This window comes from Xenorhabdus sp. SGI 60 (genome assembly GCF_056632175.1).
Genome location: NZ_CP196860.1, coordinates 1,112,396 through 1,134,752, shown reverse-complemented (window position 1 = coordinate 1,134,752; position 22,357 = coordinate 1,112,396). Strand labels below are relative to the sequence as shown.

Here is a 22,357-nt window from a genome sequence, read left to right as displayed (position 1 = left end):
TTATCTACCCCTGTATTTCAGGTTCTTTGTTTCTTAACTGATCTTCGATATCTTCCGGGGATTCGTCCTGAGGAACGATATTGATACTTTGTAGATACCGAATGAAATCGACCTTGCGCATTTCACCAGACTGGACGGCAGATAACAGCGTTGAGATAGCCGCTGAATCAAGTTGCGCGATTTCATAGGTTTTGTTCAGCTCAATCGCTGCTTCTCCAGTGCCAGCAAACTGGATACAGAACTGTAACGCGCGGTTAAATGCCTGCTCCACATTACCGGCACACAATGACAGGATAGAGTTATCCGTTTGTGCTTCATTTTGTGCCTGCGTTGCGGTTCGTGCAGACGTACCACGCTCAATCAATTTAGCGCCTAACATTGCCATTTGCTTTTCACGACGCTCTGCCACTGTTATCTGAATATTGCGCTCTTCCGGTTGAGCGAACTTCATATCGCCATTTTGAGGCAGTAACACACCACTACGTGAACCAACTGTAAACCCATCCTTCATGTGATTTTCTATCCACATGTCATCAAGTCCAGTCAGTGCCACCATTGGCTGCCCAACCGTGTGCGCTGATTCTGCAATGTCAGCTTCGGATTGATAATGCTTGATGTTCACATAAGCGATATCGGCAAGTGGCGGCGCATCCGGTGTGTGGTCATTATTCATTGAACCAACCCATGACCACGGTAATTCAGATAGGGGATTACCGCTGGCGTCTTTTAGCTCAACCCAATCGTCAGCGATTAAGTCACTGTCTCGGCACCAGTAACGGGAATAGGCCTGCCCATTTATGAGGCGTAATTCAATCCAGCGATCAACCAGTTGCAATTCAAAATTATCAGATTCGAGCGGCTCCTGATAATGGATAACCACTAATGATGTTTTCCCGTTAGTTACCCGCCAATTGATGATTTGCTTTGCTGTGAACAGGCGAATATACGGACGGCCTTTTTCAGCCTCTGATTGAATGCCAGCGCCTGAAAAATCAGTCAGCAAGCCCGCACGCCCACGCTGTAATACCTGGGATAATGAATCACGTATCATCTGTGTTAGCGGTTGCCCTTCCCCATTGATATCTGTTTCCAGATACTCAATGCCACCAGCCATATCAATTTTGACGGGTTTGTTAAAGGCGATACCCAGCAACCCCAACAACGTTCGCCCTGTGGCATTAATAAAGGATGCCCGGAGCAGATAACGCTTATAGCGCTCATTGCTTGGGTCGTCTTTGTCTTTCTTATCTGCCGGATGTGGCAAATATTTTTCACCCCGACTTTTAACAACCCGCTCGCCATCAACACAATCGCCGATCATGTTCCACTCTGGCAAAAATTCGGTATACGCCGGATGTCTGTAATCGACGTTTGTATTCATGTTAGTTCCAGTTGAAATTAATTGATTTGGTGAGGCGTTTGGTGTTTCGCCTGCTTACCGCAAAATACCTGAACCCATCTGCATCATGGGACGTGTAGTCATGAAGTGGCTTATCCTTCCAGCACCCGCGCTTGTCATCCCACTCCTTACGATAGCTTTCCAGATGGGATATCCCTTCACTGCACTTCTCTTCATCAAATACGCAACGAGACAGAATTTCACGGACTGCCTCAATACCTTCATCAACAGAGAGCTTGGGAACGACCTCAAATCGTATTGAGTACTTTTGCCCGTCAATCTCATAACCTTCCCGCGCAAGCTCTCGCCTTGATTTTGCATCATAGCCAAATTCACGGTTATCGATATCATGAGGGGCATTGTGGCTGGCATATGTGTAACCTTTGTCTTTCAATACCTTCATGTAGTGCCGCAATCCTTCGCCGCTGTTCGAGTAGTGATCGATGACATGAAATTCATCACCCACCTCACGCACGAACCAGATAGCCGTTGAGTCCCCCACGCCGATATCCCAGAACGTGTGAATCGGTAGATGTGAATTATCCGGTAGCTTGCCGATGCGTTTATTTTCATACAACCAGCGGAACTGCTTAGCATAGTAAGCGCCTTCTACTGATTGCTGGAATGCCTCAGTCGGTATTGACGGGTATTCCCGCTTCATGTCGTCGCCGAGCGTTTTCTCTTTAGCGTAGTACCAAGCCTGTTGGCGTTCGGTCAGGTTGATGCCGTGCTTTGCTTTCAATTCAGCAAAGTAATCAGCCAGTCGCTGCGGGGTTGGCTCAACCGGATCAATCGCATAGAGTGGGTTTTTCCACCAAGAAAAGAAGAAAAACTTCCAGTCGAGGTTGGAGAGTAGCTTGCCTTGTATCTGTGCCTTCTCAGCAGTCTGGCAGTAGTCAAAGAAGTAACCGGCTCGCCCTTCTGCGGTGCTTTCTATCGTTGTGAAACAGTCGGTTGATACCGCCTCAAATGCCCCAGTGACAATCTCGCGGGCCTTATCAGGAAACTTAGCGCAAATCTTGCCGAATTCGGAAACATGCAGATAGCGTAATGTGCCACCACGAAACGAGGTTGAGACATACAATGAACCACCTTTGCGAAAAACCAATTCTCCTGCCGCATCATTACTGGCAGGATTAGCCGCTTTAATCTCGTCCGGTAATCGGTCATAGGCATACTTGACCTTTTCCCGAAACAGGCGCTTAGCATCATTGAGTGTATGCGCTATCAGGGCACACTTGGCGGATTCGAACAGGGCGGCGTCCAGCTGAATAATGCAGACTTCCGTAGTAAATCCCAACTGGCGGGCTTTAAGAATGATATTGCGGGTGTGGATGCCTTCGAAATATTCCAACTGCTCTGGCGTCATCCTAAATCTGACAGGGCGACCTTCTTTGTTGGTTATCCAGTAGAGATTGTTGAGCCGCCAGAGTTTATCGCGCAGTAACGCTAAATGTTCCGGCTTCATGATTATCCCTTGGAAAGTTCGTCCATTAAATTCGATAGCTGATCAATCGCTTTATTCGGTTGCATATCATCAAGCCCGTATGCTTGACGTTCCAACCCGATAATGTTCTTTAGTGTCTCACTCAGCGCTTTCATTGATTTCACGCGCTCAGGCATGCTGATAATGGAGTGATAGAGTTCATTGAGCCTGTCTCGCCCGTTATCATCAGGTTCGTGCATTAGCTGCCCCAATTGCCTCAAGGCATCGATATCTGCGCATTCCGCACCAAGCTCATCAAATAGCGCATTAGCAATATCTCTGGCTCTGCGGATATCACCACGGTGTTCCATGCGAACCTTGGTAATCACCTCCGCAGACGCTTCAATCAGTACGCGTTCAGAGAGTGTTGTTTCACTGCGTACCTGATTGCGTACCTCTTCTTTGCGTACCATGTCATCAGAGCGAGATTTGACTTTAGCCGCCAAATCCCTTGTCCATTCATCACGCTTTGCTCGCTTGCGAATAGCTCCTTCTGATATACCATGCTGGGACGCAATTTCTCGGAGTGACATCAACCCAGCCCGGTAAGCCGATTCGATGGCCTCCCAATCTGGTTTTGCCATTCTTATTCCTTACTTTGAAAACAGCCCGCCTTGCCTAAGTTCACGATTGACAAACTGGCGTATCTCTTCGCGCACTATCTGGCGAATATGATCATCATCGGGGATGTTGTTTATTTTCGCTGAATTAATAACCGCAGAGTTAAAGTGAACCCCACAAGCTACTTCAAAAGCCCTCTTCGCCTCATTGATGATGGCGTTAGCGTTTGTATCTACTGCCAGTTTCAATGGAGCAGCAACTGCTCTTACTTTCCTTTCCGAGTCACAGACCTTGAAGCTATCGGCTGCTATAGTTGCCTGTTCCTTTTCTGCTTTCGGGTTGAACCCATTGTGAATGATGAGATGTTGAGGGGCGTCTCCTATCGTCATTTTGGGCTTACCTTCTTTATCGTAACAAGCCATGTATCCAGCAGCCTGTATCGAGGTGCTACCATCTTCATTAATGCGGATTATCATCATCGTTTTTGCCTCATTTAGCATAATCAACTGGCTTGGTTTATATAACCCCCTATTCGGGCGAGACCACACCAGACCAAAACTTACACAAAACTCTATCAAGCACCCGTTTGAGGATGCTTTGTAGAGGTTTCTACTTTTTGGGATGTTGAGTTGATTACTGTAAACTTACTCCGCTATAGCTCTCTGGTGGGATCAATGTTCCGTATTCATCTTGAACACCGATATCAGTTAACATGTCGCCATACTGATGAACGAGCGCATTCATGTACCTGATACCTCTCTTACTCAAAACAGGTATTTTTCCACCGCAGATGACCGTATTGGGTGCCGGTTTTTCATCAAATGGCTCAAGTAGCATTGAGTAGAATCTGGCTCGCCATTGAGTATCTTTTCTATCCATCAGATATCCATCAAGAAGACCAAATAAGAAGTGACGGCTAACCTCAATATCACCTGTTTCATAACGATAAATCGGGCGATGCCAAGTCGCCACTAAGTGATAGACATAGGCTTCAGCCACTCGCCAGCCGAAAAACTCATAAGGTTCTACTTGCATATCCATCATTCCACTCCCGGCAAGAATGGCTGAACCTGTTCAATCATCCGCTCGCGAGCAGTAAGCAATAGTTCTTTTCTTCCACCCACTCCCCATTGATTCATTTTCCGAGCACAGATACTGATATCTTTTGTTTCCGCATTAATAACCAGATCCAATTTGTTTAGGCGGACCATTGCATCAAATCCAAGCAGCACGGCATCACGGAAAGTGTTATAAACTCGGATTTCAAATTCTGGCTTGAGCCAAGCTGCATATCTAATCACAAGCAGCTCAACACCCCATATTCCTGGATTATCACCACCATTGTTAACTTTAAGTGGTTGATTTTGTTCCAGAGGACTTTTTTGTCCTTTGGTTAATGCTTCTATGAATCTTTTAACCTGAGCACTTCGAATAAACTTGCTAGGCTTTTGAGATTCTGTTGCTTCTCCGTTGGCTACCGCAGCAGCATGCAAGTCGTTTAGGTTGTAACGTCCTTCGTTATCTACACGAACAGATACGCCATTAACAATAACGGTTGGGTATTTCATCATGTGGTTTCCTATAGAAAGTGAACCTGTTCGCACAGAAAAGCCGCCCCAAGATAACCACGTAATTAGCGGTTTTCTCAGGCTCACTTTCTGTAGGTTCTTGGATTAAATTTGCGCGTGCGAATGCGCAGTGAAAATAAAAATGCCACCATCCCGTGAGCGTTGGGTACGCGATGGGAACGGGTGGCAGCATGGGTTATTTCTGTAGCCACTCAGGGAATGGGCAGAGGAATATTGTTTAATTCATGTATTATTATTTTTATTGCAATAATTTTATTTAGGTATCTTATATTAAAAAATGAATGCAGTAAGTCACATTTAGAAAGTTATTCGTATGAAGATTGAAAAATAAGTATGTAATATTTTCTCTTTTTATACTTTATAAGGATATCTATATATGAATATACACCATTATTACCCCCAAATTCGATGGAAAGCGGCTGAATATGAAGCTCTTAAAGAGTTATCACTTGATGTAATTTCTGGTTTAACTCCCATTATTTCTGTTCTAGATATTCCTTGGGATTTCATAAACGAATGCTATCAAAAAAACTTGATAGATCACCTTTCATCATTCGGAGAAATATTAGCTGACTCATGGAAATCTGAACGTCCTGCATTTGTTGATGTTGGTTATTTAGATGAGCATGGTGACATGCAAAATCACCCACTAGATATCTGTATTAGTCATGCAAAAAATCACGGGAAAGAATTAATCCCTGTCATATCACCAGATTACTCTACAGAATATATATATTCTGTACTGAGAAATAATAGTAATGGTGCTGCAATAAAAGTAACACCAAAAAATGCAGGGCTTATATTGTACTTACTTACACAAATTAAACTAGACGCTAAAGATGTCGATTTAATTATAGATTTTACTGATATTCCAGATCTGACCACAAAACTAATAGAGGATGCAATTTATCACTATGTAACGGTTTGTAACTTGAAGAACTGGAGGAGAATAATATTTTCAAGTTGTCATTATCCACAATTTCAAACAGGTATCCAGCAACATACGATACACACCATCCCAAGAGAAGAGTGGAGTTTATGGCAAAAAATAGTAGAAACGTCCGGCATGACTAGAACTCCAGGATTTAGTGATTACCCCACTGCCAGCTCAGAAATAAGCAATATTGACCCTCGATTGATGTCCCCGCATGTTTCAGTTCGTTACTCTGATTGGAGCAATTGGATCATCGTTAAGGGCTTGGCAGCCAGAAAAAATGGTTGGGGGCAAACACAAAATCTCTCTCAAATCTTAGTTAATAGTCCCTATTATTTTGACCCAAATTATAGTTGGGGGGATAGATATATACACGATAGAGCTAACAATACTGTAAAAGCTGGTAGCTCAAAGATATGGAGAAAAGTTGCACACACACATCATTTCACTATGGTAGTTGAGCAGCTTTCTCAATACTCCACTAAATATCCTGCTATACCTTAGTTTTTCCACGTAGTCCTTTGCTTCAAAGTGTGCCTCACTTCAACTTTCAATTTTTCAAGTGAGGTATGCTGTGCAATTATATCCCATAGTTCAAAACGTGGTTTGCTTTTATTGCCTTTCAATATATTCCATTTTTCCATAATACGAAGACATTCATCTTTCCAAAGCAGTTTTGCTAATGAAAAAACATCACCATCAGGATTTAGTTTATCCCGCCTGTAGTTATGTATATGAATCGCTCCCCTACCACCTTGATTGACTATTTTTATCCCCCACCATTCAGGGATAATTTTTTGAGCAGCCAATAAATGAGAATCATGTACAACTAGTGTGACTTTATCCATAACTAAGGAATACTGCTCTATCTGGTTAGGTAGTCTCAAAAGATTGTCTCTCTCGCTCTTTAACTCATAACCATGAATAATTCCATTAATAACCGCAATATCAGCACGGCATAGACCCTGATTCAAAGAAAACTCATCAATAACCAGTGTATCTGGATCTTTATGATGCTCTTTCAATATCTTAGAATGAACAGCACGCCGCACGTCTATGTCTTTCATTTTCTTGTCTTTCTTTCCAAGGAGTTAATGTGTTCGCTTTTTAGGACAAAAACTTTAAACGCTTACTGAATATATAGCACTATTTTTTTCTTCGTCCTCTGACGTAAAGCTAATTTTAAGAAAAATTCCAATACTCAGTTAAAGCACTGCCCCTTAACCCATTCCCACCACCTCAGTATCATTTGCTCTGAGGTGGTGTTGCGTTATTCCACGCAGATACAGCAGTGACCGATGACGCTTCCTCTGGCCCACATGCACCACAGTCAGTACATTGCACAAAAAACCACGTGTCATTTGAATATGAATTAACAGCCGTATCTGAACCACTACAAAACGGGCACGGTTTGAGTTTGTCTGTCATTACTGTGCTCTCCCACACTCAATCAGAATGTAGTTGGTTGAGCCACGGCACGAACCCAACACATAATGCCCTTTTGCAGTTCAGTTCGCCCTTCGTTCAGCCAACGCATATCAATTTGGTGGTTTCCTGTTTGTGTATGTGTCGCTACAAGATAATCATAGAGCTGACCTAATTCTGCACTTTTCGCTTTAATCTTATTCATGCAATCAATTTCATCTTGGGATAATTCACGATACCCCGTGATCTTACGGTGTTGGTTTTCCATTATTACTCCTACATTCAGTATTCGCCCACTCTCTCAATCCGAGGAACTGGGTTTTGTTTTTCTTCAATTTCCCGTATCGCCCGTTTATCCAGATTGCATTGCTCAATGACTGTCAACAGTTGCTCATTCAAAATCAGACTGTCAACCCATGTCATTTTGTCCGGTATTACAGGTGGCTGACAATCAGCGAGCAGATGCGCCGGAATCGGTATCGGCGGCACCGGAACGTATTCGGTTCGCGTGCTGCTGCAACCGGCTAACAGCCCCATCAGGCACAGTGCGAGCGGCGCAATCATGATTAACAACAATAGTTTTGATGGCGGCCTGAGTTTTCTCAGAATCCACGGCTGACCGCTGCCGGTTTTCGCTATTAATTCGTGAGATGTCATGGAATAACCTGATAGAGTGGTAGGCGTTGTCGGTGATGGACTGCTGGTGCTGGTTCTGCTGTTTCAGTGATTCATTTTCATCCCGCACCTCAATATATCTGTCAATGAGGTAATTACAGATATAACCCAGCAGCACAACGCCAACTATTGAATAGACCTGTAATTTCCAGTTCATAGCATCTCAAACGCCCGTGTGAAAACATCATCGGAATAAGGCTGCTTGCCGTTCTCCATGTAGATCATCGCCTTGACTAATGCTGTCATGACGTCCTGATTGTTAACATCAATCACCGCATCGCGAGAGATATCCACCATATCGCTGACATAGGCAATGTAACTCTCGGTGTCATTTTCATTCGGGGGTGCCCAGCGGGAAATAAACTGGCGGATGGTCCTGTCATCATAGAGTTTCACGTAATTGCGCAGGATTTTGAGCATCGCCCGAATACCATATTCTGGTGCGATAAACTGACAGAATGACTTATCCGTCTGCCTGCTGCACAGTCCCTGCCAGCCAGCGCCGTGGCGGATATTGCCCGGATTGTTATTACGAATGCCTCTCATCAGATTTTTCCCCTTTCTTGGTCAGCCCTTACGAACAACTTGATAACCCGATAACGACTCTCAAAATTAAATAAAGCGCGTAGGTACTTGGAGTAGCGAACTTGCTCTCGAATGTCCCTGTCTTCATTCCAATAGCCACGCCATTTACGCAACAACCAGCGACGACGATTTTGATGTAGAAGCTCTACCATGTAAGAAAAGCTCACACCAAATACTGACTCACTGTTTTGGCTCGTCAATTTTTACCCCCGCCCTTTTCTCTGCCATCTTACGCAGCAGTTGGCCAATGAAGTCTGTACCCAAGTAGCCAATCACCACACTGCCGATGTAGGCCAAGTCAGGATTCAGACCGAACAGATTTAATACATCACGAATGAACCAGGCGAACATGGCACACATAAAGGCATCGATTGATACCTTTACCCAGCCGCCCCCGTTGTAGCGACCTCGGAAGAACGCCATTGTTCCAGCGAGGGTTGCCCAGATGCCTTGCTCTTTGACCGATAAGAGCCAGTCACTGATATGTACCCAGGTATCAGGATTTTCTTTCATCTTCATATTCCACCCCATTTGAACAATGGGCGTCCTTGGGGTGAACGATGGTTACCCCTGTGAGTTGGTTAAAAGTAATAGGTTGATAGTTAAGGTAAGCTGCTAGATCAGCCAAAAATCAATCAACTAGTAGAGGGATGGCTGATTACCTCTGAACAAGGAAAAACATGGCATCTTTTGAAATAGGAACAGCTCTTGCAGAGTCAACATCAGATTATGATGTTGCTGCTGAGGCAGTGCTGATTTCCCTGATTGCCGTACTGGCAAAGCAATCTGAAAACGCCAATTCATTCATTTGGGAAATAGAGAACGAAGTGAAAGAACGTCTTTCTCTTAATAGGAGGCAAAATTCTCTTAGTATTGCACAGGGGATTCTTTCAGCGGTTCGCGCAAAAGCCCTGAAATAAATTCTCTTTTAGTTCAAGTGAGATCGCTGTAGCGGTTTCACTTTTTTCTGATATACCGTATCCCAAAACACTTGGATTCAAAACTGAATCAATAACAGAACGCTGATCTTCGGCATTACTCAATGAGATTTGTGAACGAAGTAATTTTTCTGTTATTTTCACCATTAAAGCCGCTTTGGTTACATCAATATCAACCTTTTTAACACCCCATGCAGCACTAGTCATTACCAAATGTTGGAGATCTGCCAAATGCTTATCTCTCTCTGAAATCATTCCCGTAATAACTTCATCAATTTCATTCATCATCATTCACCTCACGTGAGTTAATAGGCTGCCAGCCGCAATAGAGATACTGAGGTTCTGTGAGTGATTGCGGTGGCATAAATGAAAAAGGCCACCGAAGCGACCTCTGTATTAATTTATCGAGACATAAATATTAAGAATCACCGTGCCACACAAAGTCATCACTACCCATTCCGTGCGATCCGTAATGTACTTCATATGCTGAACCTAACTTAGCTGCTTCTATTTCGGCTTTTTCTTTAGTGGCATATACACCTGCCAAATGCCACGGGGAATAACGAACAACACCCCATCCGAACACAAAGCCCACATTAAGCGGATCTGGCTTTAGACCTTCTTCTACAAACATATCTATTTCCTTTGTTTGGGTACCCGGAAAATAGATTATTAATTGGTTAATTAAAGTTCAATAAAATGCTATTGATTATGCGATGTTGGCAGTGATCTCAAGTGATAACAGGTCATTTCGGTTATGCTCAACCCTAATCGGTTCATCAGAGCAATCAACATCATAAGCCTTGATGTATTCCCCTGATATTTTGCCTTTCAGGGTATCTTCAACCAGCAACTTATCATGCTGCCATATCTTGAAATTCACAGAATCAGCAGTGTTATTTTCAGTTAAACCTGAAATTGTCACCTTTAACTTTTTCATTGTGAGATTCCTAACTTTTATTGTGGAAAAACAAAAAGGCCACGCTATGCGCAGCCTTGGATTTATAACCGATTGAATTTATTCCGTTATGGGATTTCCCATATCGGGATTTTGAACTACCTGAAAATCCTCGGTAGTTTAGCTGTCAACTCCGAGTTGACCACTGATAGAAATAGAAAAGCCCCGCGAGTGCGAGGCTATAAATTTATTCCGACCTCTCAGCCGGAGTGGTTCGAGTAGGCGAAAATCTTTCGCTTGACGAACTAGACGGTTCAGTAACAAGCGCCGCCTCGGTTTCTCTTGTTACTCTGCTTTCGGTTTTACCTCCCGAGCATAACACAAAATATACACTTAAATTTCTCAAAATCAAGCTAATTTAGAAAATATTTATATTTAGTGATATATTTCGCAGTTTTCTTTTCTAATTTCCCTCTTAATCGCGTAATACATTTCCTCTTCCAATAGCTCTTCTGACCATGTAGCGCGTTTCCTAGCCCATTGGACATCACAGCCAGTCACCCCTGATAACTCACGGGCAATCTTTTGCGGGCATTTGCGCTCACAATATCGTTTAATAGCGATATCACGAATAGGATTACCCCGCTTAAACGTCTTATTCAGAACCATTTCAACAAAGGCGGCATCATCTGATTCTTTGGCGAGAGCAATGATGTCGCTTAATGTTTGCTTGGGGTTTAGAACTTCATGAGCCTTCTGAAATAACTCATCGCCTTCGTAGCCTAGTTTATGCAGATCTTTCACTACCTTGACGATTCGCTCACCTTCGGCATCAGTCCAGTCTTCACGAGTCATTAAGCGGCCTATGACGCTACAGTCTCCACCAGGATATTCATTCCCCCCATATTGCTTACCCCAAATCATTAGTAAATATCTGACCCAAACACGCTGACTTGGTGTGATTGTTTTCCAGCCTTTACCCCACACCCGACGTAAATCTTTCTTGTTGGCTACATAGGCCAGCAACGGGAATGATTCTTTACTCCTCATCTTATTCCTCTCTGGTTCCCTTTCAGCTTTGATTTTGTCATCAGTACTCCATTGCATATAACGTGATACTGACATTTAAAATCACGTGCGAATTTGCCAACTGTCATTCTGTTAATACCCAATTCACGAGCTAACTGAGTTTGATTACCTCTGTGCTTTATGAGCAGGTCGGGAATTGATGTCATTTCAAATATCATGCTGCCTCCCGTTTCAGTGTCTTTAATTTCTCCTGAAACTCAGCTTTAATCGCCTTGCACTCCTCAATCGTCCATCGGTGCCGATCATGATTGGATTCGATAGCCTCCACCGCTGCCAGACCGATTCGCCGAATTAGCTCCACCCTGTACGGAACCAGATTCCCCGATTTATGCTGATTACAGACAATGCACTGGCGATGAATATTCCGCTCATCGAATCTCAGTTGTGGCGCTGCTGACGTCGTCCGGTAATGCCCCGCATCCCATTGAGCAGACGTATACGTACCACAAGAAACACACGGTAAATCGCAGTCTCGTTCTCTGATATAGGCATTGACTGAGTGCTGGGCTTGTTGAATCCAATAACTGCGGGGTTTTACTGAGAGTTTGCGGGCTTTGAGTTTATCACGGGCTAACTTCTGCTTGATGATATTGTCTTTCTTTCGTCGTCGTTCCTGTTCCTCTCGTTTTTTCTGCTCTTGCTTCCTACCTCTGGCTATTGCACACTGAATTGAGCAGGTATTTTGTAATTGCCGTTCTGGTTGATACCACTCACTGCATTCTTTACATTTCCGTTGTCGAAACTTTGCCACCTTATCCCCCTAACACCAATCCCATAATCAGCATGAGTGCTGTCCAAAATCCGATAAATATTAAATACCTCATTGATCCTGCTCTTCATCACATTTACACCTGCATCCTTCCAAATGGTATGGGAATGCACTATCTAAATCAGAAAACCAACTGCGGCAGATCTGGCAATATAGCGCTTCCCACGGCACACCATATTCGTCCATCCATTGTCTAATCTGTGGTGATACAGAAATTGGTGGCATGCAACTGATATCAAAATTGCGCAAACTCAATTCACGTTGAGCTGCATCTAAACGTGAGTTAGCACTGATTAAACTCTGTCTGGTTATCAATAATTGCTTGCGTAATCGGTTATTTTCTTCATAAAGCTCACCAATTAACTCATTGGGATGCTGAGAAATATTTTTAACATTCATCCTGCCTCCTGTTTGAGTTTCATGTACTCGCTGTCATGAGGAATTGTCAGAGCCAGTCCGAACTGAGCGCACCATGCCTCTATCCGGCTCATGTAGTAGTACATGTCGCCTGTATCCAGTTCCGATGTTTTCCGTAATTCCTCTTTTGTATGTATTTCGCCAGTCACAAAATCGGTATACTCGACTTTCTTAAAGCCCAAATAGGTTGCTTTCAAATCATGCTTAACCTTTTTCGGTGTCATCCAAGTACGACCAGACTTAATCAGGTACTTACTGATTTCGTCGTACCATTTGTGGGAAAGGTTATTTTGAGAAAGGCTACGTCTGGGCTTGTAAGGTTTTATTGAGATACTGAGTTTTTGGTGAGTGGCGAGTAGTTGTTTCAGGTTGTCGTAAAATAATTTTTTGGTTGATTCATGTAGGCAGAAATTATCCATTTCTAACCTCCGTTATTTACTCAGGTATAAAAAAGCCCTCTTTGGGAGGGCTGGAATTAGTACTTATTTGGAAGCTCAGGAGTTTCAAATAAAGAAATTAGCTTCAGCGCATCTTGCTTTCCAATGCTTTTTTTACCAACTTGATTTAAAAGATACTTAGGAAAATTATTGATAATATAATTTTGTTTTAACCAAGATCTAAACACTGGCAAGGCGGAGTCTGGATAAGCATATGGTGCCTGTGGATTACTTTTTGACTGCGGGTAATAGTCAGGATAATAATGCTCGTATTTATCCCTTTCTCCATATTTTTCAGCAAGTGAGTTTTTTACCCAAAAATCTGACCAAGCTCTCCCGACAGATATATCAGGAATAACTTTATCACTAACGACAAACCCAGCCCTGATCATTGGTACAATCATTGAGGCTATTTCTGTAAATATACAAAAAAATCCATCAGGAACTGCGCTTGTAGTTAAATCAATTCTATCGTGAAAATGTTTCCAGCTATCAATGTTCTTCTGGTTAGGGTGATAACCAACAGCCTGATAGATATACTCGGTAAATTTAGTTCTGGCTAATGTTATAAATGCATTTTTAGCCTGTTCTCTTGGTTCATCAGCAACGAAAGCATAATACTGAAGAAGGGCCATGCAAACAGGTTCTGGGAATGCATTTACTTCTCTTCCATTAAATTCAGCATTAAGAAATAAAGAATCTTCTCTGTAATTATATTGTTCGAGTATTTTCTGTATTTCTCTTCCTCTGGGTTTTGTTTTTTCATCATTCCAGTTAATTGTAAGTCTGTAGAATGGACCATGCCCCAGCCCACACATTCGTTCTAATCCACGGCCTGATAAAAATGGTACACCACTTTCAAGAACTCCCATTTCAACGCCATCAATCTCAACTTGCTTTTCCACATGAAAGAGTTGCTGCTGAACGGGAGTGGCACCTGAAATAGCCGATAATTGAGTTAATCCATTGTTTTTAAATAATTTAGACATGGCACCTAACCTTGTTTAATGATCATCTAAACCCTAGACAGACACCGCTTGCTGAACATTGTCATAGTATTCATATACTAAACAATTCTCACCGCTTAATTGATAAAAAATTATTTGCTTTGTGAGGTATGTACATAATTACGAAAGTAATTATTCATGCTCAAAAATTCCCAGCATCTTGTTCCAATAAGAAGAATTCGATTTCAGTATTCTGATGCTTAGCTATACGCAATGCCTCTTGGCGGTCATGCTCATCATTTTCATTAGATGTCTTGATTAGACAAATTTTTGATATGATTCTAAGCAATGCTTGATTGTTACGTTCTATTAGTCGTCTAGCGTCTGCATCTAATTTTTCTTGCTCTGTCATCTCAAAAGTCCTTATGGTGGGGGTTACTTAACTTGGCGGCGGTAACTCTGCCAATTGAAATTAATGCTGGTAGGTGTACCCATTCTTAGGCGATCAATAACCCGTTCACCCAAAACAGCGGTCAGTTGCTCAAAATCTAAATTCGTCAGCACGCCAACCGGTTTTTTGTTTGCCAGACGCCGATCTACCACCTGAAAAATAATCAAATCCTCATTCAGGTTATTACGCTGCACACCGACATCATCAAGCACCAGCAAATCGACAGCACACAAATCATCAACCAATGCTGATTCGCTAATTTTCGTGTCTTTCTGGTAGGTTTCCCTCACCCGCATCATCAAATCAGGCAGAGTGGCAATCAAAATATTGTTGCCGTTCTGAATGATGTGATTGCCAATGGCTGCCGCGAGGTGATTTTTCCCCGTTCCCGGATTACCACTGAAAATAAATCCGCCGAATGAGTTGCCGAAATTTTCGGCATACTGACGTGCCCGAACTAATGCCCGTTGCTGCTCAGGCGTGGTCGCGATGTAATTATCAAACGTGCAATTCTGGTGTAACGGACTGATACCAGAGCGGCCCATAATGCGATTTAGTCGGCTAATCCTGTTCTCTTCGATGATGCGCTTTGAATCAATCTCCCCCTGTTCACGATGCCATGCCATCAGCTCCTCAGCGTTCGCGAATTTGCGTTTGATATGTTCAGGCATCATTCGATGAAAACGAGCCAGTGTTGACATGCTCATCAGAAATCCTCCGAAATGAATTGCTCTGTGCGTACAGGTTGAATAATGCGATCACCAACGCGGCGTTTGTAGCGATTGGCTTGCTGGTTATTCTGGTAATTCAGTTTCTGGCTAGTGGTAATAAACCATTTCTTCGGTTTCTCCGCTTGAAACTCCAGATCCAGCCTTTGAAGCTCATGCAGCAAATCGATATTCGGGTATAGGTTTTTCCATGCTGAATAGTCTTTGTGGTTTAAGCGGATGATCTGCCCTTCAAATGCGTACTTGCTCGACATGGGGTGAACACTGGCAGGCCGATTTTGATTTTCCTCAACGCAAGCCGGATTTTCGGCTTGGGTGTTTATAGGGTTAAAGGAATCAGGAATCAGGTTAAGGGAATCAGCAGGATTTAAATTGTTCTTGTACTGTTCTTGCACTGTATTAGTACTGTGCTTTTCTTGTGTTTCTGTATTTTCAATAATTTGCAGTTGCTCTGCACTATTCTTGCACTGTTCTTGTTCTGTGCTTTCTTTGTTCTCTTCCTGTGCTTGTTTCGGCTCTTTACTGCTCTCGCAGTATTTAGGTATTTCACTTGCCGCTTCTTTACAATGCGGGTTTTGATGCTTCTTCCAGTTATTAATCTGGATAAACTCATTTCCATCTACCGCATATCGGGTGATGAAATTCTTCTTATGCAGTTGCTGCAATAAATCATCACAATTTGCATCATCATAAGGGAGAATCATTGCCTTAATTTTACGAGGCTTATCTTCTAACCGACCTTCACGATCAGCAATAGTCCATAAACCAGCGAATAATAATCTTGCTAATGGTTCACACTCGGCTAAATCATCATTGGTGAAAAAGCCCGGCTTGATGTTTCTTGACCTAGCCATGTTAACTCCTTAAAAAGGCACATCTGTTATTGTGTTTATTGATGGAACGGGAAGACGGGGGCCAATAAATGCAGCCTGTTCCTTTAGGTGAGCTTCGAGCATTTGATCCACTTCACTTTGAATTAGATAAGCAGTTCCGTTTTGGAAGAAAAGTGAATGGGGTCTTTCTCTGTTTTTCTCTATGAGGTTTTTAACAGCAAACCTTATTAATCTATCGGCTACTGATAATTTGCAGCCAAAAATACTGACTCCCAAACTTTCAAACAAAGCATCAAGATTCAGTTCATTTAATTTTTCAGTACAAATAACGTCGTAATAGTCAGCTATTCGCTCAACGGGTTCGCCAGTTTTTACAAGCCCCGCCCCTTCGCAAGCCGCTATAATTTCCTCCAAAGAGGCGTCAAAAAATTCTCTGGATTCGTTAATGCGAAATTCGAATAACATGTCATGCACGGTCGCTTCATCGTTAGAGGGATCTCTTGAATAAAAAGTGGCTGCTATTTCAAACTTGCAAGGAACACCAGTAGCAGAGGCCAGTTCTTTTGCTCTTGCTTCTGGTGAAGTGGTTGTCATGCCAACTTTATATATTCCCGGCATATATTTATTGCTGAGTACATAAACCCAACCCTCAACCCGGAAACCTTCCGATAACTCCGCATGGGTTATTATTCCTTTATGGACTTCCATCTCTTCTAAGTGCATAATTATCTCCAACGAAATGTATTTTCGGGGAACCGCTAAATCCCTATCTCAAGTTGCATTTCAGAAGCCTCGGAGGTTGCACCCTTCGAGGTTTTTCTTTTGGGGTATCGGATATACTCCAGTGCTGCTATTAATTTCTGTGCATCCTCCCTGTTTATCACTACGTTTGTGTCTGGTGAGTCATACTCAATAGCAACCAGGAACCGAGCCATTTTCTCAATGAAACTCATGTCATCGATTTTCTGTGGGCGCTGCCAGCGAGTGATTTGGGATTCATGGACGCCAATTATTCGGGCTACGTTCCGTGAGCCTTTTAGGACGAGTTTGTTGATCAGTTCACTTTCCTTGTCTCTGAATAATTTGCTGTAACTTGCGTGATCCATACGTAAAATTCCTAATGTTTAGTTTCGTTTAATAAAAATACAGGTGTATCAACTATCCTGAGATAGATGATGTTGAATTGCCCTAACACGTATTCAGGGCGCCAGTGATGTTAAAGAACGGATAGCCTAAGCAGAATGTTCACGACGATGAGCAGGGAATGGCTTTAATTCTTCTGCCTCCACTTTCCCATCATGGTGAATGATAACTGTAATTTTTCGCCCAATAGCGAGCGCCTTACTAATCGCGCTTTGGTTAATTCCAAATAGGGAGGCAGTTTCTTCCTGCCCTTTTTGGGATACAAAATCTGATAACGGAATTCGTTCCATGTCATCCTCCTGTTGGTTTCGATACGAGTATTACTTATAGTAATAAAATAGTCAACACTAACGGTAATTGGTAATTATGACTTTAAGTTATAGAATCGTGTAATGAAGAAGATTCCACTGAGCGACGAGCAAATCTCGGACGCAAATCGCCTTAAAGCAATATATGAGGCAAAGAAAAAAACATTGGGATTGTCCCAAGAGGTATTGGCTGAAAAGCTGGGTATGGGACAGAGCGCTGTTGCGCAGCTATTAAATGCGAAGAACGCTATTGGTGTATCTCATGCAGCTAAATTCGCTGAAATTTTGGAGATTACAGTAGATGATTTTAGTTCATCGTTAGCGGCAGAAATTGCCGGAATGGCACAATACATTCGTGCATTGTGCGAACATATTGAAACAGTGAGACCAGCCAATAACCAGTTAACAAAACAGCAGAAAGAACTACTAGATCTGTTCGATAGTTTACCATCAGAAGAAGCAGATCGTTTCTTGCGCGAATTAAAGGCAAAATCGGCGCATTTTAATGCGATTTTTGCCGAAATGATGGCAAAACGTGGCATCAAAGCAAGTTAGCAGAAGAATTTTCATCTGTAAATCATAACGTTGTGAAATGTTATGCTGATCATATTTTTTATATAGGCCGCATTTCGCGGCCTCGCAGTCTAATAATGTCTTAGGTGTAATCCCTGCTGAATTAATGCGTAGTTAGGTAGGTAGTTTGTTTAATTATCAATCTATGAAATATTAAAAATCAAGAGGTTAAATAGCTCTAATGGATGAAAACTTGACATTTATTACAGTCGAAATATTAAGTGAATATTTTGAGTCAAAAGAAATTTCACCACGCTGTGGACTTTGTGGTCACCTTCATTTTACTGTTCCTCAAGTTGGGGTGGCTGGAGTATTGTCTGCTGGAATGAGAATTGGCCCTTACGTTAATGTAGTTAAAGCAGAAAGCATCTATCACGAAAAAATAAATAACTATTATATTTCAATTATTTGCAAAAATTGTGGCAATGTAATAATGATAGATTCTCTGCAAGTTCTGGAATGGTTAAAGCAAAAGTATCCTGCTATCATGGAGAAAGACAGCAATGAATAAACCAGACAATGTGTTCCCAATAAGAGGTGATTTGCCATCTAAAATAGGTGGTGGTGATGGAGGTGATGAGATGTTAGAAGCTCGTGTGGCGCGGCTTGAGTCAGATGTTGAACACATCAAAACTACTATGAATGATATGAAGTCTGACCTAAAATCAGTTACCAGTGATATTGGTGTAGTGAAAACTGACGTTGCTCTGATTTTACAGAAAATGGATAACCTTTCTTCGTCTGTAGAGAGTAAAGCCAATAATAGTGACGTTGCTTTAATACTGCAAAAGATGGATAGCCTATCCTCATCTGTAAACAAGAAAGCAAGTTTTGAGCAAGTAGATACAAAAATCGGTGGCCTTAAGATATGGTTTTTGACCCTATTGCTATTTTCAATAGGAATGCCTGTCATTATGTTTTTGCTAAACCTGTACATGAAGAAACCATAAAAATGATTACATTTTGGGCGGGGTCAATATGCAAACGGATCTAAAGCAGCTTAAAGAAGATATAAATTCTATAAAAACCTCTCTTGCTGTCATCAAATCGAATTATGCTACTAAATCAGACGTAACAGGCTCTGCTAACAAAATAATTTTGTGGATTGTTGGAGCCATTGTCTTCTCTCAACTATTACCCGCGATACCAAAAATCATTGAAACGTTTATAAAATAGCCCTCCCCACGAGGGCTTTTTTGTGACCTTTTCTCACATACCCGTACATAGCCATTAGCCAAATCGAATAATCAATCACCAGTCAGTGATATAAGTCACAATATCCCACTTATAGAAAAATTTATTTCTTTATTAATCAATGACATTACTAATGGTGATAAAATATTATTACTATTAGTGTTGACTAACATATTACTAGGAGTGATACTAAATACATCAACGGCACGGAGCCAAAAGCAAAAGGAAGTTCGCTCTTTAAAATTCTGGCGCTCTGACTATGTGTTAGAGCAACCCATTAAACCGCTGAGTAGGTTTTGGGGTGTGGTGACTGAGCCTAAAAGTAATCAGACATCAAGCGCAGATGAATGTCTGTATCAGGACTACGGTCGACGCAATCTGCGATAGAGTCACAACGTAGCGATCACTGCACCACCAAAACTTACTTACGGAGGCGTTATGACAAAAATTCTGAGAAGTAATAAACCTGCAAATGCCAAAACCCGTCGTTTAGCTAAACAAAATGAGTTCTGGGACAGGAAGCGAGCTGAATACGAAGCCAAACCTAAGAATCGCTCAGTAGGGGAAATTTGGGACAGTATTTTCGGTCAGCCGGTCGATGAAATTGACGTACTGGCCAATTTATTTGCGCAACTCAAGAAAGATGAGAGTGACAACAACAGCGGTTCCTGCTGCATGAGTGACGTCGCTCTGTATTCAACCAAAACCAACTCCCGCCGTAGACTGGCGTCGGGGAATGTGACAGCGAGGGTGTGAGTTGTAAATCACGCGACGAGATCTAGGTCATTGCTAAATTTTTATTAATGATGAATCATCACAATACAATCAAAGGTGATAAATGAGTAAAAAAATGGCAAGAAAAGCTAATTTAGTTAATTTAGATGCAATGATTGCGAGAGAAGACTTTCTCGTAAAAGCCGATAGCGAAATGGGGTTTGAATCGATTCAGAATATAGCAATGAGAGATATGGGTATGCTAACTGGATTGTTAAGAAAGCCGGACTTTCAACGAGAAACCAATCACTGGACACCTGAACAGGTTGTTTCTTTATTACAAAGCTTTGTCTCTGGAGATTTGATTCCATCAGTCATTCTTTGGAAAAGTTCCTATATTTTTGTTATAGATGGTGGTCATAGGCTCAGCGTATTAAGAGCTTGGAAAGAAGATGATTATGGTGATGGAGTTATTTCTCGATCTTTTTTTGGTGGAAATATATCCGAAGAACAAAAAAGCATCGCTGATAAAACCAGGAAACTTGTTAACGAATCTGTAGGTAAGTGGGATGAAATAGAGAAAAAAATACAAAATCCAAATAGTATGTCTCCTGATGAAACTAGGCTTCTAACTAATATTTATGTAAGGGCACTACAAATACAATGGGTTAAAGGTGATGCGGAGAAAGCTGAAACTTCCTTTTTCAATATAAACAAAAAAGGAACTCCTTTAGATAATGTGGAAGAACTTCTTCTCAGAAATAGAAAAAAGCCAATATCTATAGCAGCGCGAGCAATAATTAGGGCTGGCAAAGGTCATAAATATTGGTCTTCATTCTCTGATGATAAAGTAAAGAAAATCGAAGAGAAATCACTTAAATTAAATTCAGCCTTATTTTCACCAGATATAAATTCAAAAATAAAGACAATAGATCTTCCTCTTGGTGGCTCAAGAGAAGTAAGAGTAGCATTGGATATTTTAATTGAACTTATATCAATCGCTATTGTTCAGAATAAAAAATATCAAAACGAATTAATAACTCAAACAGATGATCAAAATGGAGAAGAAACTGCTTTAGCGTTAGATAAGACATTAAAATTAGTAAATTGGATTACAGGTAATGACAGGGGTAGCCTTGGGTTACATCCAGCTGTATATTTCTATAGTTCATCGGGTAGACATATTAACCCAATGTTTCTAGGAACATTATTAGTAATAGCAAAGCAATTAAAATTTAATAACAAGCGATTTTTTAAAGAATTTATTACCATACGCTCTAATCTAGAAAAAACACTTATTGAAAATAAGCAATTGATATCATCATTAGTAAATAGAGCCAGCCATAACAAAAGGGTCGTTTATTACTCTGAATTTCTAGAATCAATGATAGATCTTCTGCTTGAAAAAATTAAAAAATCAGAAAACTCACAGCTTAATGGGGAAGAAATTATTTCACTCTCTCATTTTGAAGGTGATGTATTAAAAGGAAGCAATATTACAAAAGGAAAGAAAATCAGTGAAGATAGCAAAAATACTGTATTCATAAGAACAGCACTATCTTCGGCGTTAATTTGTCCCATCTGTAACGGATATATAGATAGTTCCAAGTCTATATCCTACGATCATAAAGCTAGAGTTGAAGATGGAGGTGTGGGCTCTGTAGATAATACGCAAATTACTCACCCGTATTGCAATATGTCAGTTAAGAATTAGTTGAAACATTGAAAATTAAACACCAGCCTCGCCAATGCGGGGCTTTTTATTACCTGAATATAGGAAAATAATAATGGCCGAATTTACACTAACAATAAAATTGATATCAAATGGCAGCGACGAAGTGAAACTCAGCACCAAAAGTGATTTGCAAGGCTCACCTTCCATATATTTTGCGCTGTTTACTAAGTCGTTTCATGAGCACGTTCAAAACAGTCTGCAAGAAAAAGCTGAAATTGCATCGGAAATAGCTCAATTAAACCAGCGAATTCTCAATTGCTATTGTGATGACGATGAATAACAGGAGGGTTTATGGAGTGGATTAAGCTCAGTGATAGCAAACCACCATATGGTAGATATTTAGTACTGTATCGAAATTCAATCAATGAAGCTCGCTACTCAATAGTAACATTCTGTGGTGTTACTAGAAGTATCTATAGTGATGAGCTTATTGATACGTGGTATGTAGAACCCAGCGGAGGTATGCGGTTATATGAATCAGAAATCACCCACTGGATGGAGTTGCCCCACCCCCCGACAGGAGAATAAT

At 41.5% G+C, this 22,357-nt stretch carries 39 protein-coding genes; 10 read left to right on the top strand and 29 right to left on the bottom strand.

All coding sequences use genetic code 11. From position 1 onward, the window contains the following. Positions 1–4 precede the first annotated feature (4 nt). From ACSJJG_RS05370 to ACSJJG_RS05345, 6 genes are all read right to left on the bottom strand, one after another. Entirely contained in the window at positions 5–1,381 is a 1,377-nt protein-coding gene (locus ACSJJG_RS05370; RefSeq protein ID WP_189760512.1) for a DUF4055 domain-containing protein, read from the bottom strand. 1 nt (position 1,382) lies between these two features. Beyond that, complete coding sequence (locus ACSJJG_RS05365; RefSeq protein WP_282885497.1) at positions 1,383–2,867, bottom strand: terminase; 1,485 nt, start codon at positions 2,865–2,867, stop codon at positions 1,383–1,385. 2 nt (positions 2,868–2,869) lie between these two features. Next, positions 2,870–3,469, bottom strand: coding sequence for a hypothetical protein (locus tag ACSJJG_RS05360; protein ID WP_189760186.1), 600 nt, complete (start codon positions 3,467–3,469; stop codon positions 2,870–2,872). Between the two features lie 9 nt (positions 3,470–3,478). Next, a complete protein-coding gene (locus ACSJJG_RS05355; RefSeq protein WP_189760187.1) occupies positions 3,479–3,925 on the bottom strand; it encodes a hypothetical protein in 447 nt (148 codons plus the stop codon). A gap of 154 nt (positions 3,926–4,079) precedes the next feature. Continuing rightward, the gene (locus ACSJJG_RS05350) at positions 4,080–4,490 is read right to left on the bottom strand and encodes a hypothetical protein (RefSeq protein ID WP_189761272.1); all 411 of its coding nucleotides are present in this window, start codon (positions 4,488–4,490) and stop codon (positions 4,080–4,082) included. After that, positions 4,487–5,014 carry a KilA-N domain-containing protein gene (locus tag ACSJJG_RS05345; protein WP_189761274.1) on the bottom strand — a complete coding sequence of 176 codons (528 nt, stop codon included), beginning with the start codon at positions 5,012–5,014 and terminating at the stop codon, positions 4,487–4,489. The genes ACSJJG_RS05350 and ACSJJG_RS05345 overlap by 4 nt, the downstream gene beginning before the upstream one ends. Positions 5,015–5,411: 397 nt before the next feature. Between ACSJJG_RS05345 and ACSJJG_RS05340 the strand changes: the two genes are divergently transcribed. Then, positions 5,412–6,473, top strand: coding sequence for a beta family protein (locus tag ACSJJG_RS05340; protein ID WP_189761271.1), 1,062 nt, complete (start codon positions 5,412–5,414; stop codon positions 6,471–6,473). On the opposite strand, the gene ACSJJG_RS05335 is transcribed toward ACSJJG_RS05340, so the two are convergent. The 8 genes from ACSJJG_RS05335 to ACSJJG_RS05300 all read right to left on the bottom strand — a co-directional run bounded on the left by ACSJJG_RS05335 (position 6,470) and on the right by ACSJJG_RS05300 (position 9,167). Next, positions 6,470–7,036 carry a sce7726 family protein gene (locus tag ACSJJG_RS05335; protein ID WP_189761270.1) on the bottom strand — a complete coding sequence of 189 codons (567 nt, stop codon included), beginning with the start codon at positions 7,034–7,036 and terminating at the stop codon, positions 6,470–6,472. The genes ACSJJG_RS05340 and ACSJJG_RS05335 overlap by 4 nt on opposite strands. Positions 7,037–7,214: 178 nt before the next feature. Then, entirely contained in the window at positions 7,215–7,397 is a 183-nt protein-coding gene (locus tag ACSJJG_RS05330; RefSeq protein ID WP_189761273.1) for a Lar family restriction alleviation protein, read from the bottom strand. Between the two features lie 22 nt (positions 7,398–7,419). Beyond that, entirely contained in the window at positions 7,420–7,662 is a 243-nt protein-coding gene (locus ACSJJG_RS05325) for an Acb2/Tad1 domain-containing protein (RefSeq protein WP_189761357.1), read from the bottom strand. Positions 7,663–7,676: 14 nt separating this feature from the next. After that, positions 7,677–7,931 (bottom strand): Rz1-like lysis system protein LysC, encoded by a 255-nt coding sequence (lysC, locus tag ACSJJG_RS05320; RefSeq protein ID WP_420856253.1) that lies wholly within the window; start codon positions 7,929–7,931, stop codon positions 7,677–7,679. Then, positions 7,846–8,226, bottom strand: a complete 381-nt coding sequence (locus tag ACSJJG_RS05315) for a hypothetical protein (protein WP_189761362.1) — start codon at positions 8,224–8,226, stop codon at positions 7,846–7,848. The genes lysC and ACSJJG_RS05315 overlap by 86 nt, the downstream gene beginning before the upstream one ends. Beyond that, the gene (locus ACSJJG_RS05310; RefSeq protein WP_189761360.1) at positions 8,223–8,618 is read right to left on the bottom strand and encodes a structural protein; all 396 of its coding nucleotides are present in this window, start codon (positions 8,616–8,618) and stop codon (positions 8,223–8,225) included. The genes ACSJJG_RS05315 and ACSJJG_RS05310 overlap by 4 nt, the downstream gene beginning before the upstream one ends. Next, positions 8,615–8,854 carry a hypothetical protein gene (locus ACSJJG_RS05305; protein WP_189761358.1) on the bottom strand — a complete coding sequence of 80 codons (240 nt, stop codon included), beginning with the start codon at positions 8,852–8,854 and terminating at the stop codon, positions 8,615–8,617. The genes ACSJJG_RS05310 and ACSJJG_RS05305 overlap by 4 nt, the downstream gene beginning before the upstream one ends. After that, positions 8,835–9,167: a phage holin, lambda family gene (locus ACSJJG_RS05300; RefSeq protein WP_189761361.1), complete on the bottom strand. Its 333-nt coding sequence runs from the start codon at positions 9,165–9,167 to the stop codon at positions 8,835–8,837. Before ACSJJG_RS05300 ends, ACSJJG_RS05305 begins: the two co-directional genes overlap by 20 nt. 167 nt (positions 9,168–9,334) lie before the next feature. Between ACSJJG_RS05300 and ACSJJG_RS05295 the strand changes: the two genes are divergently transcribed. Next, the gene (locus tag ACSJJG_RS05295; RefSeq protein WP_189761445.1) at positions 9,335–9,574 is read left to right on the top strand and encodes a hypothetical protein; all 240 of its coding nucleotides are present in this window, start codon (positions 9,335–9,337) and stop codon (positions 9,572–9,574) included. Here ACSJJG_RS05295 and ACSJJG_RS05290 read toward each other — a convergent pair. The 15 genes from ACSJJG_RS05290 to ACSJJG_RS05220 all read right to left on the bottom strand — a co-directional run bounded on the left by ACSJJG_RS05290 (position 9,545) and on the right by ACSJJG_RS05220 (position 17,594). Further along, positions 9,545–9,883 carry a hypothetical protein gene (locus tag ACSJJG_RS05290; RefSeq protein ID WP_282885465.1) on the bottom strand — a complete coding sequence of 113 codons (339 nt, stop codon included), beginning with the start codon at positions 9,881–9,883 and terminating at the stop codon, positions 9,545–9,547. The two genes, ACSJJG_RS05295 and ACSJJG_RS05290, sit on opposite strands and share 30 nt — an antisense overlap. Positions 9,884–10,010: 127 nt before the next feature. Next, positions 10,011–10,226 (bottom strand): hypothetical protein, encoded by a 216-nt coding sequence (locus tag ACSJJG_RS05285; protein ID WP_189761438.1) that lies wholly within the window; start codon positions 10,224–10,226, stop codon positions 10,011–10,013. A gap of 75 nt (positions 10,227–10,301) precedes the next feature. After that, on the bottom strand, positions 10,302–10,532 hold the full coding sequence (locus ACSJJG_RS05280; protein ID WP_189761437.1) for a hypothetical protein: 231 nt from the start codon (positions 10,530–10,532) through the stop codon (positions 10,302–10,304). 393 nt (positions 10,533–10,925) lie between these two features. Continuing rightward, positions 10,926–11,615 (bottom strand): hypothetical protein, encoded by a 690-nt coding sequence (locus tag ACSJJG_RS05275; RefSeq protein ID WP_311062333.1) that lies wholly within the window; start codon positions 11,613–11,615, stop codon positions 10,926–10,928. Then, positions 11,537–11,725, bottom strand: a complete 189-nt coding sequence (locus ACSJJG_RS05270) for a helix-turn-helix domain-containing protein (RefSeq protein ID WP_399494491.1) — start codon at positions 11,723–11,725, stop codon at positions 11,537–11,539. The genes ACSJJG_RS05275 and ACSJJG_RS05270 overlap by 79 nt, the downstream gene beginning before the upstream one ends. Positions 11,726–11,733: 8 nt before the next feature. Next, complete coding sequence (locus tag ACSJJG_RS05265; protein WP_189761368.1) at positions 11,734–12,330, bottom strand: recombination protein NinG; 597 nt, start codon at positions 12,328–12,330, stop codon at positions 11,734–11,736. Between the two features lie 69 nt (positions 12,331–12,399). Beyond that, positions 12,400–12,747, bottom strand: coding sequence for an SH3 domain-containing protein (locus tag ACSJJG_RS05260; RefSeq protein ID WP_189761063.1), 348 nt, complete (start codon positions 12,745–12,747; stop codon positions 12,400–12,402). After that, positions 12,744–13,184 (bottom strand): NinB/YbcN family protein, encoded by a 441-nt coding sequence (locus tag ACSJJG_RS05255; RefSeq protein ID WP_189761064.1) that lies wholly within the window; start codon positions 13,182–13,184, stop codon positions 12,744–12,746. Before ACSJJG_RS05255 ends, ACSJJG_RS05260 begins: the two co-directional genes overlap by 4 nt. Positions 13,185–13,240: 56 nt before the next feature. Continuing rightward, on the bottom strand, positions 13,241–14,191 hold the full coding sequence (locus ACSJJG_RS05250) for a BstA C-terminal domain-containing protein (protein ID WP_189761065.1): 951 nt from the start codon (positions 14,189–14,191) through the stop codon (positions 13,241–13,243). A 160-nt stretch (positions 14,192–14,351) separates the two neighbouring features. Beyond that, positions 14,352–14,561 carry a hypothetical protein gene (locus ACSJJG_RS05245; protein ID WP_189761066.1) on the bottom strand — a complete coding sequence of 70 codons (210 nt, stop codon included), beginning with the start codon at positions 14,559–14,561 and terminating at the stop codon, positions 14,352–14,354. Positions 14,562–14,584: 23 nt separating this feature from the next. Then, positions 14,585–15,307 carry an ATP-binding protein gene (locus tag ACSJJG_RS05240; protein ID WP_189761067.1) on the bottom strand — a complete coding sequence of 241 codons (723 nt, stop codon included), beginning with the start codon at positions 15,305–15,307 and terminating at the stop codon, positions 14,585–14,587. Next, positions 15,307–16,182 (bottom strand): hypothetical protein, encoded by an 876-nt coding sequence (locus tag ACSJJG_RS05235; RefSeq protein ID WP_189761068.1) that lies wholly within the window; start codon positions 16,180–16,182, stop codon positions 15,307–15,309. Before ACSJJG_RS05235 ends, ACSJJG_RS05240 begins: the two co-directional genes overlap by 1 nt. Before the next feature lie 9 nt (positions 16,183–16,191). Beyond that, positions 16,192–16,884, bottom strand: coding sequence for a GIY-YIG nuclease family protein (locus tag ACSJJG_RS05230; protein ID WP_189761069.1), 693 nt, complete (start codon positions 16,882–16,884; stop codon positions 16,192–16,194). A 35-nt stretch (positions 16,885–16,919) separates the two neighbouring features. Further along, a complete protein-coding gene (locus ACSJJG_RS05225) occupies positions 16,920–17,267 on the bottom strand; it encodes a CII family transcriptional regulator (protein ID WP_189761070.1) in 348 nt (115 codons plus the stop codon). 126 nt (positions 17,268–17,393) lie between these two features. Further along, complete coding sequence (locus tag ACSJJG_RS05220) at positions 17,394–17,594, bottom strand: Cro/CI family transcriptional regulator (RefSeq protein WP_189761071.1); 201 nt, start codon at positions 17,592–17,594, stop codon at positions 17,394–17,396. Between the two features lie 102 nt (positions 17,595–17,696). Between ACSJJG_RS05220 and ACSJJG_RS05215 the strand changes: the two genes are divergently transcribed. The 8 genes from ACSJJG_RS05215 (at position 17,697) to ACSJJG_RS05180 (ending at position 22,356) form a co-directional block, all read left to right on the top strand. Beyond that, entirely contained in the window at positions 17,697–18,167 is a 471-nt protein-coding gene (locus tag ACSJJG_RS05215; RefSeq protein WP_189761072.1) for a helix-turn-helix domain-containing protein, read from the top strand. A gap of 199 nt (positions 18,168–18,366) precedes the next feature. After that, on the top strand, positions 18,367–18,696 hold the full coding sequence (locus ACSJJG_RS05210; RefSeq protein ID WP_223281855.1) for a hypothetical protein: 330 nt from the start codon (positions 18,367–18,369) through the stop codon (positions 18,694–18,696). Then, a complete protein-coding gene (locus ACSJJG_RS05205) occupies positions 18,689–19,135 on the top strand; it encodes a hypothetical protein (RefSeq protein ID WP_189761073.1) in 447 nt (148 codons plus the stop codon). The genes ACSJJG_RS05210 and ACSJJG_RS05205 overlap by 8 nt, the downstream gene beginning before the upstream one ends. Before the next feature lie 28 nt (positions 19,136–19,163). Then, positions 19,164–19,361, top strand: coding sequence for a hypothetical protein (locus tag ACSJJG_RS05200; RefSeq protein ID WP_189761074.1), 198 nt, complete (start codon positions 19,164–19,166; stop codon positions 19,359–19,361). A gap of 456 nt (positions 19,362–19,817) precedes the next feature. Continuing rightward, a complete protein-coding gene (locus tag ACSJJG_RS05195) occupies positions 19,818–20,135 on the top strand; it encodes a hypothetical protein (RefSeq protein WP_189761075.1) in 318 nt (105 codons plus the stop codon). Between the two features lie 82 nt (positions 20,136–20,217). Beyond that, a complete protein-coding gene (locus ACSJJG_RS05190; protein ID WP_223281901.1) occupies positions 20,218–21,807 on the top strand; it encodes a DUF262 domain-containing protein in 1,590 nt (529 codons plus the stop codon). A 73-nt stretch (positions 21,808–21,880) separates the two neighbouring features. Continuing rightward, positions 21,881–22,108 carry a hypothetical protein gene (locus tag ACSJJG_RS05185; protein ID WP_193836487.1) on the top strand — a complete coding sequence of 76 codons (228 nt, stop codon included), beginning with the start codon at positions 21,881–21,883 and terminating at the stop codon, positions 22,106–22,108. An 11-nt stretch (positions 22,109–22,119) separates the two neighbouring features. Continuing rightward, on the top strand, positions 22,120–22,356 hold the full coding sequence (locus ACSJJG_RS05180; RefSeq protein ID WP_189761424.1) for a DUF551 domain-containing protein: 237 nt from the start codon (positions 22,120–22,122) through the stop codon (positions 22,354–22,356). Position 22,357: the final 1 nt, after the last annotated feature.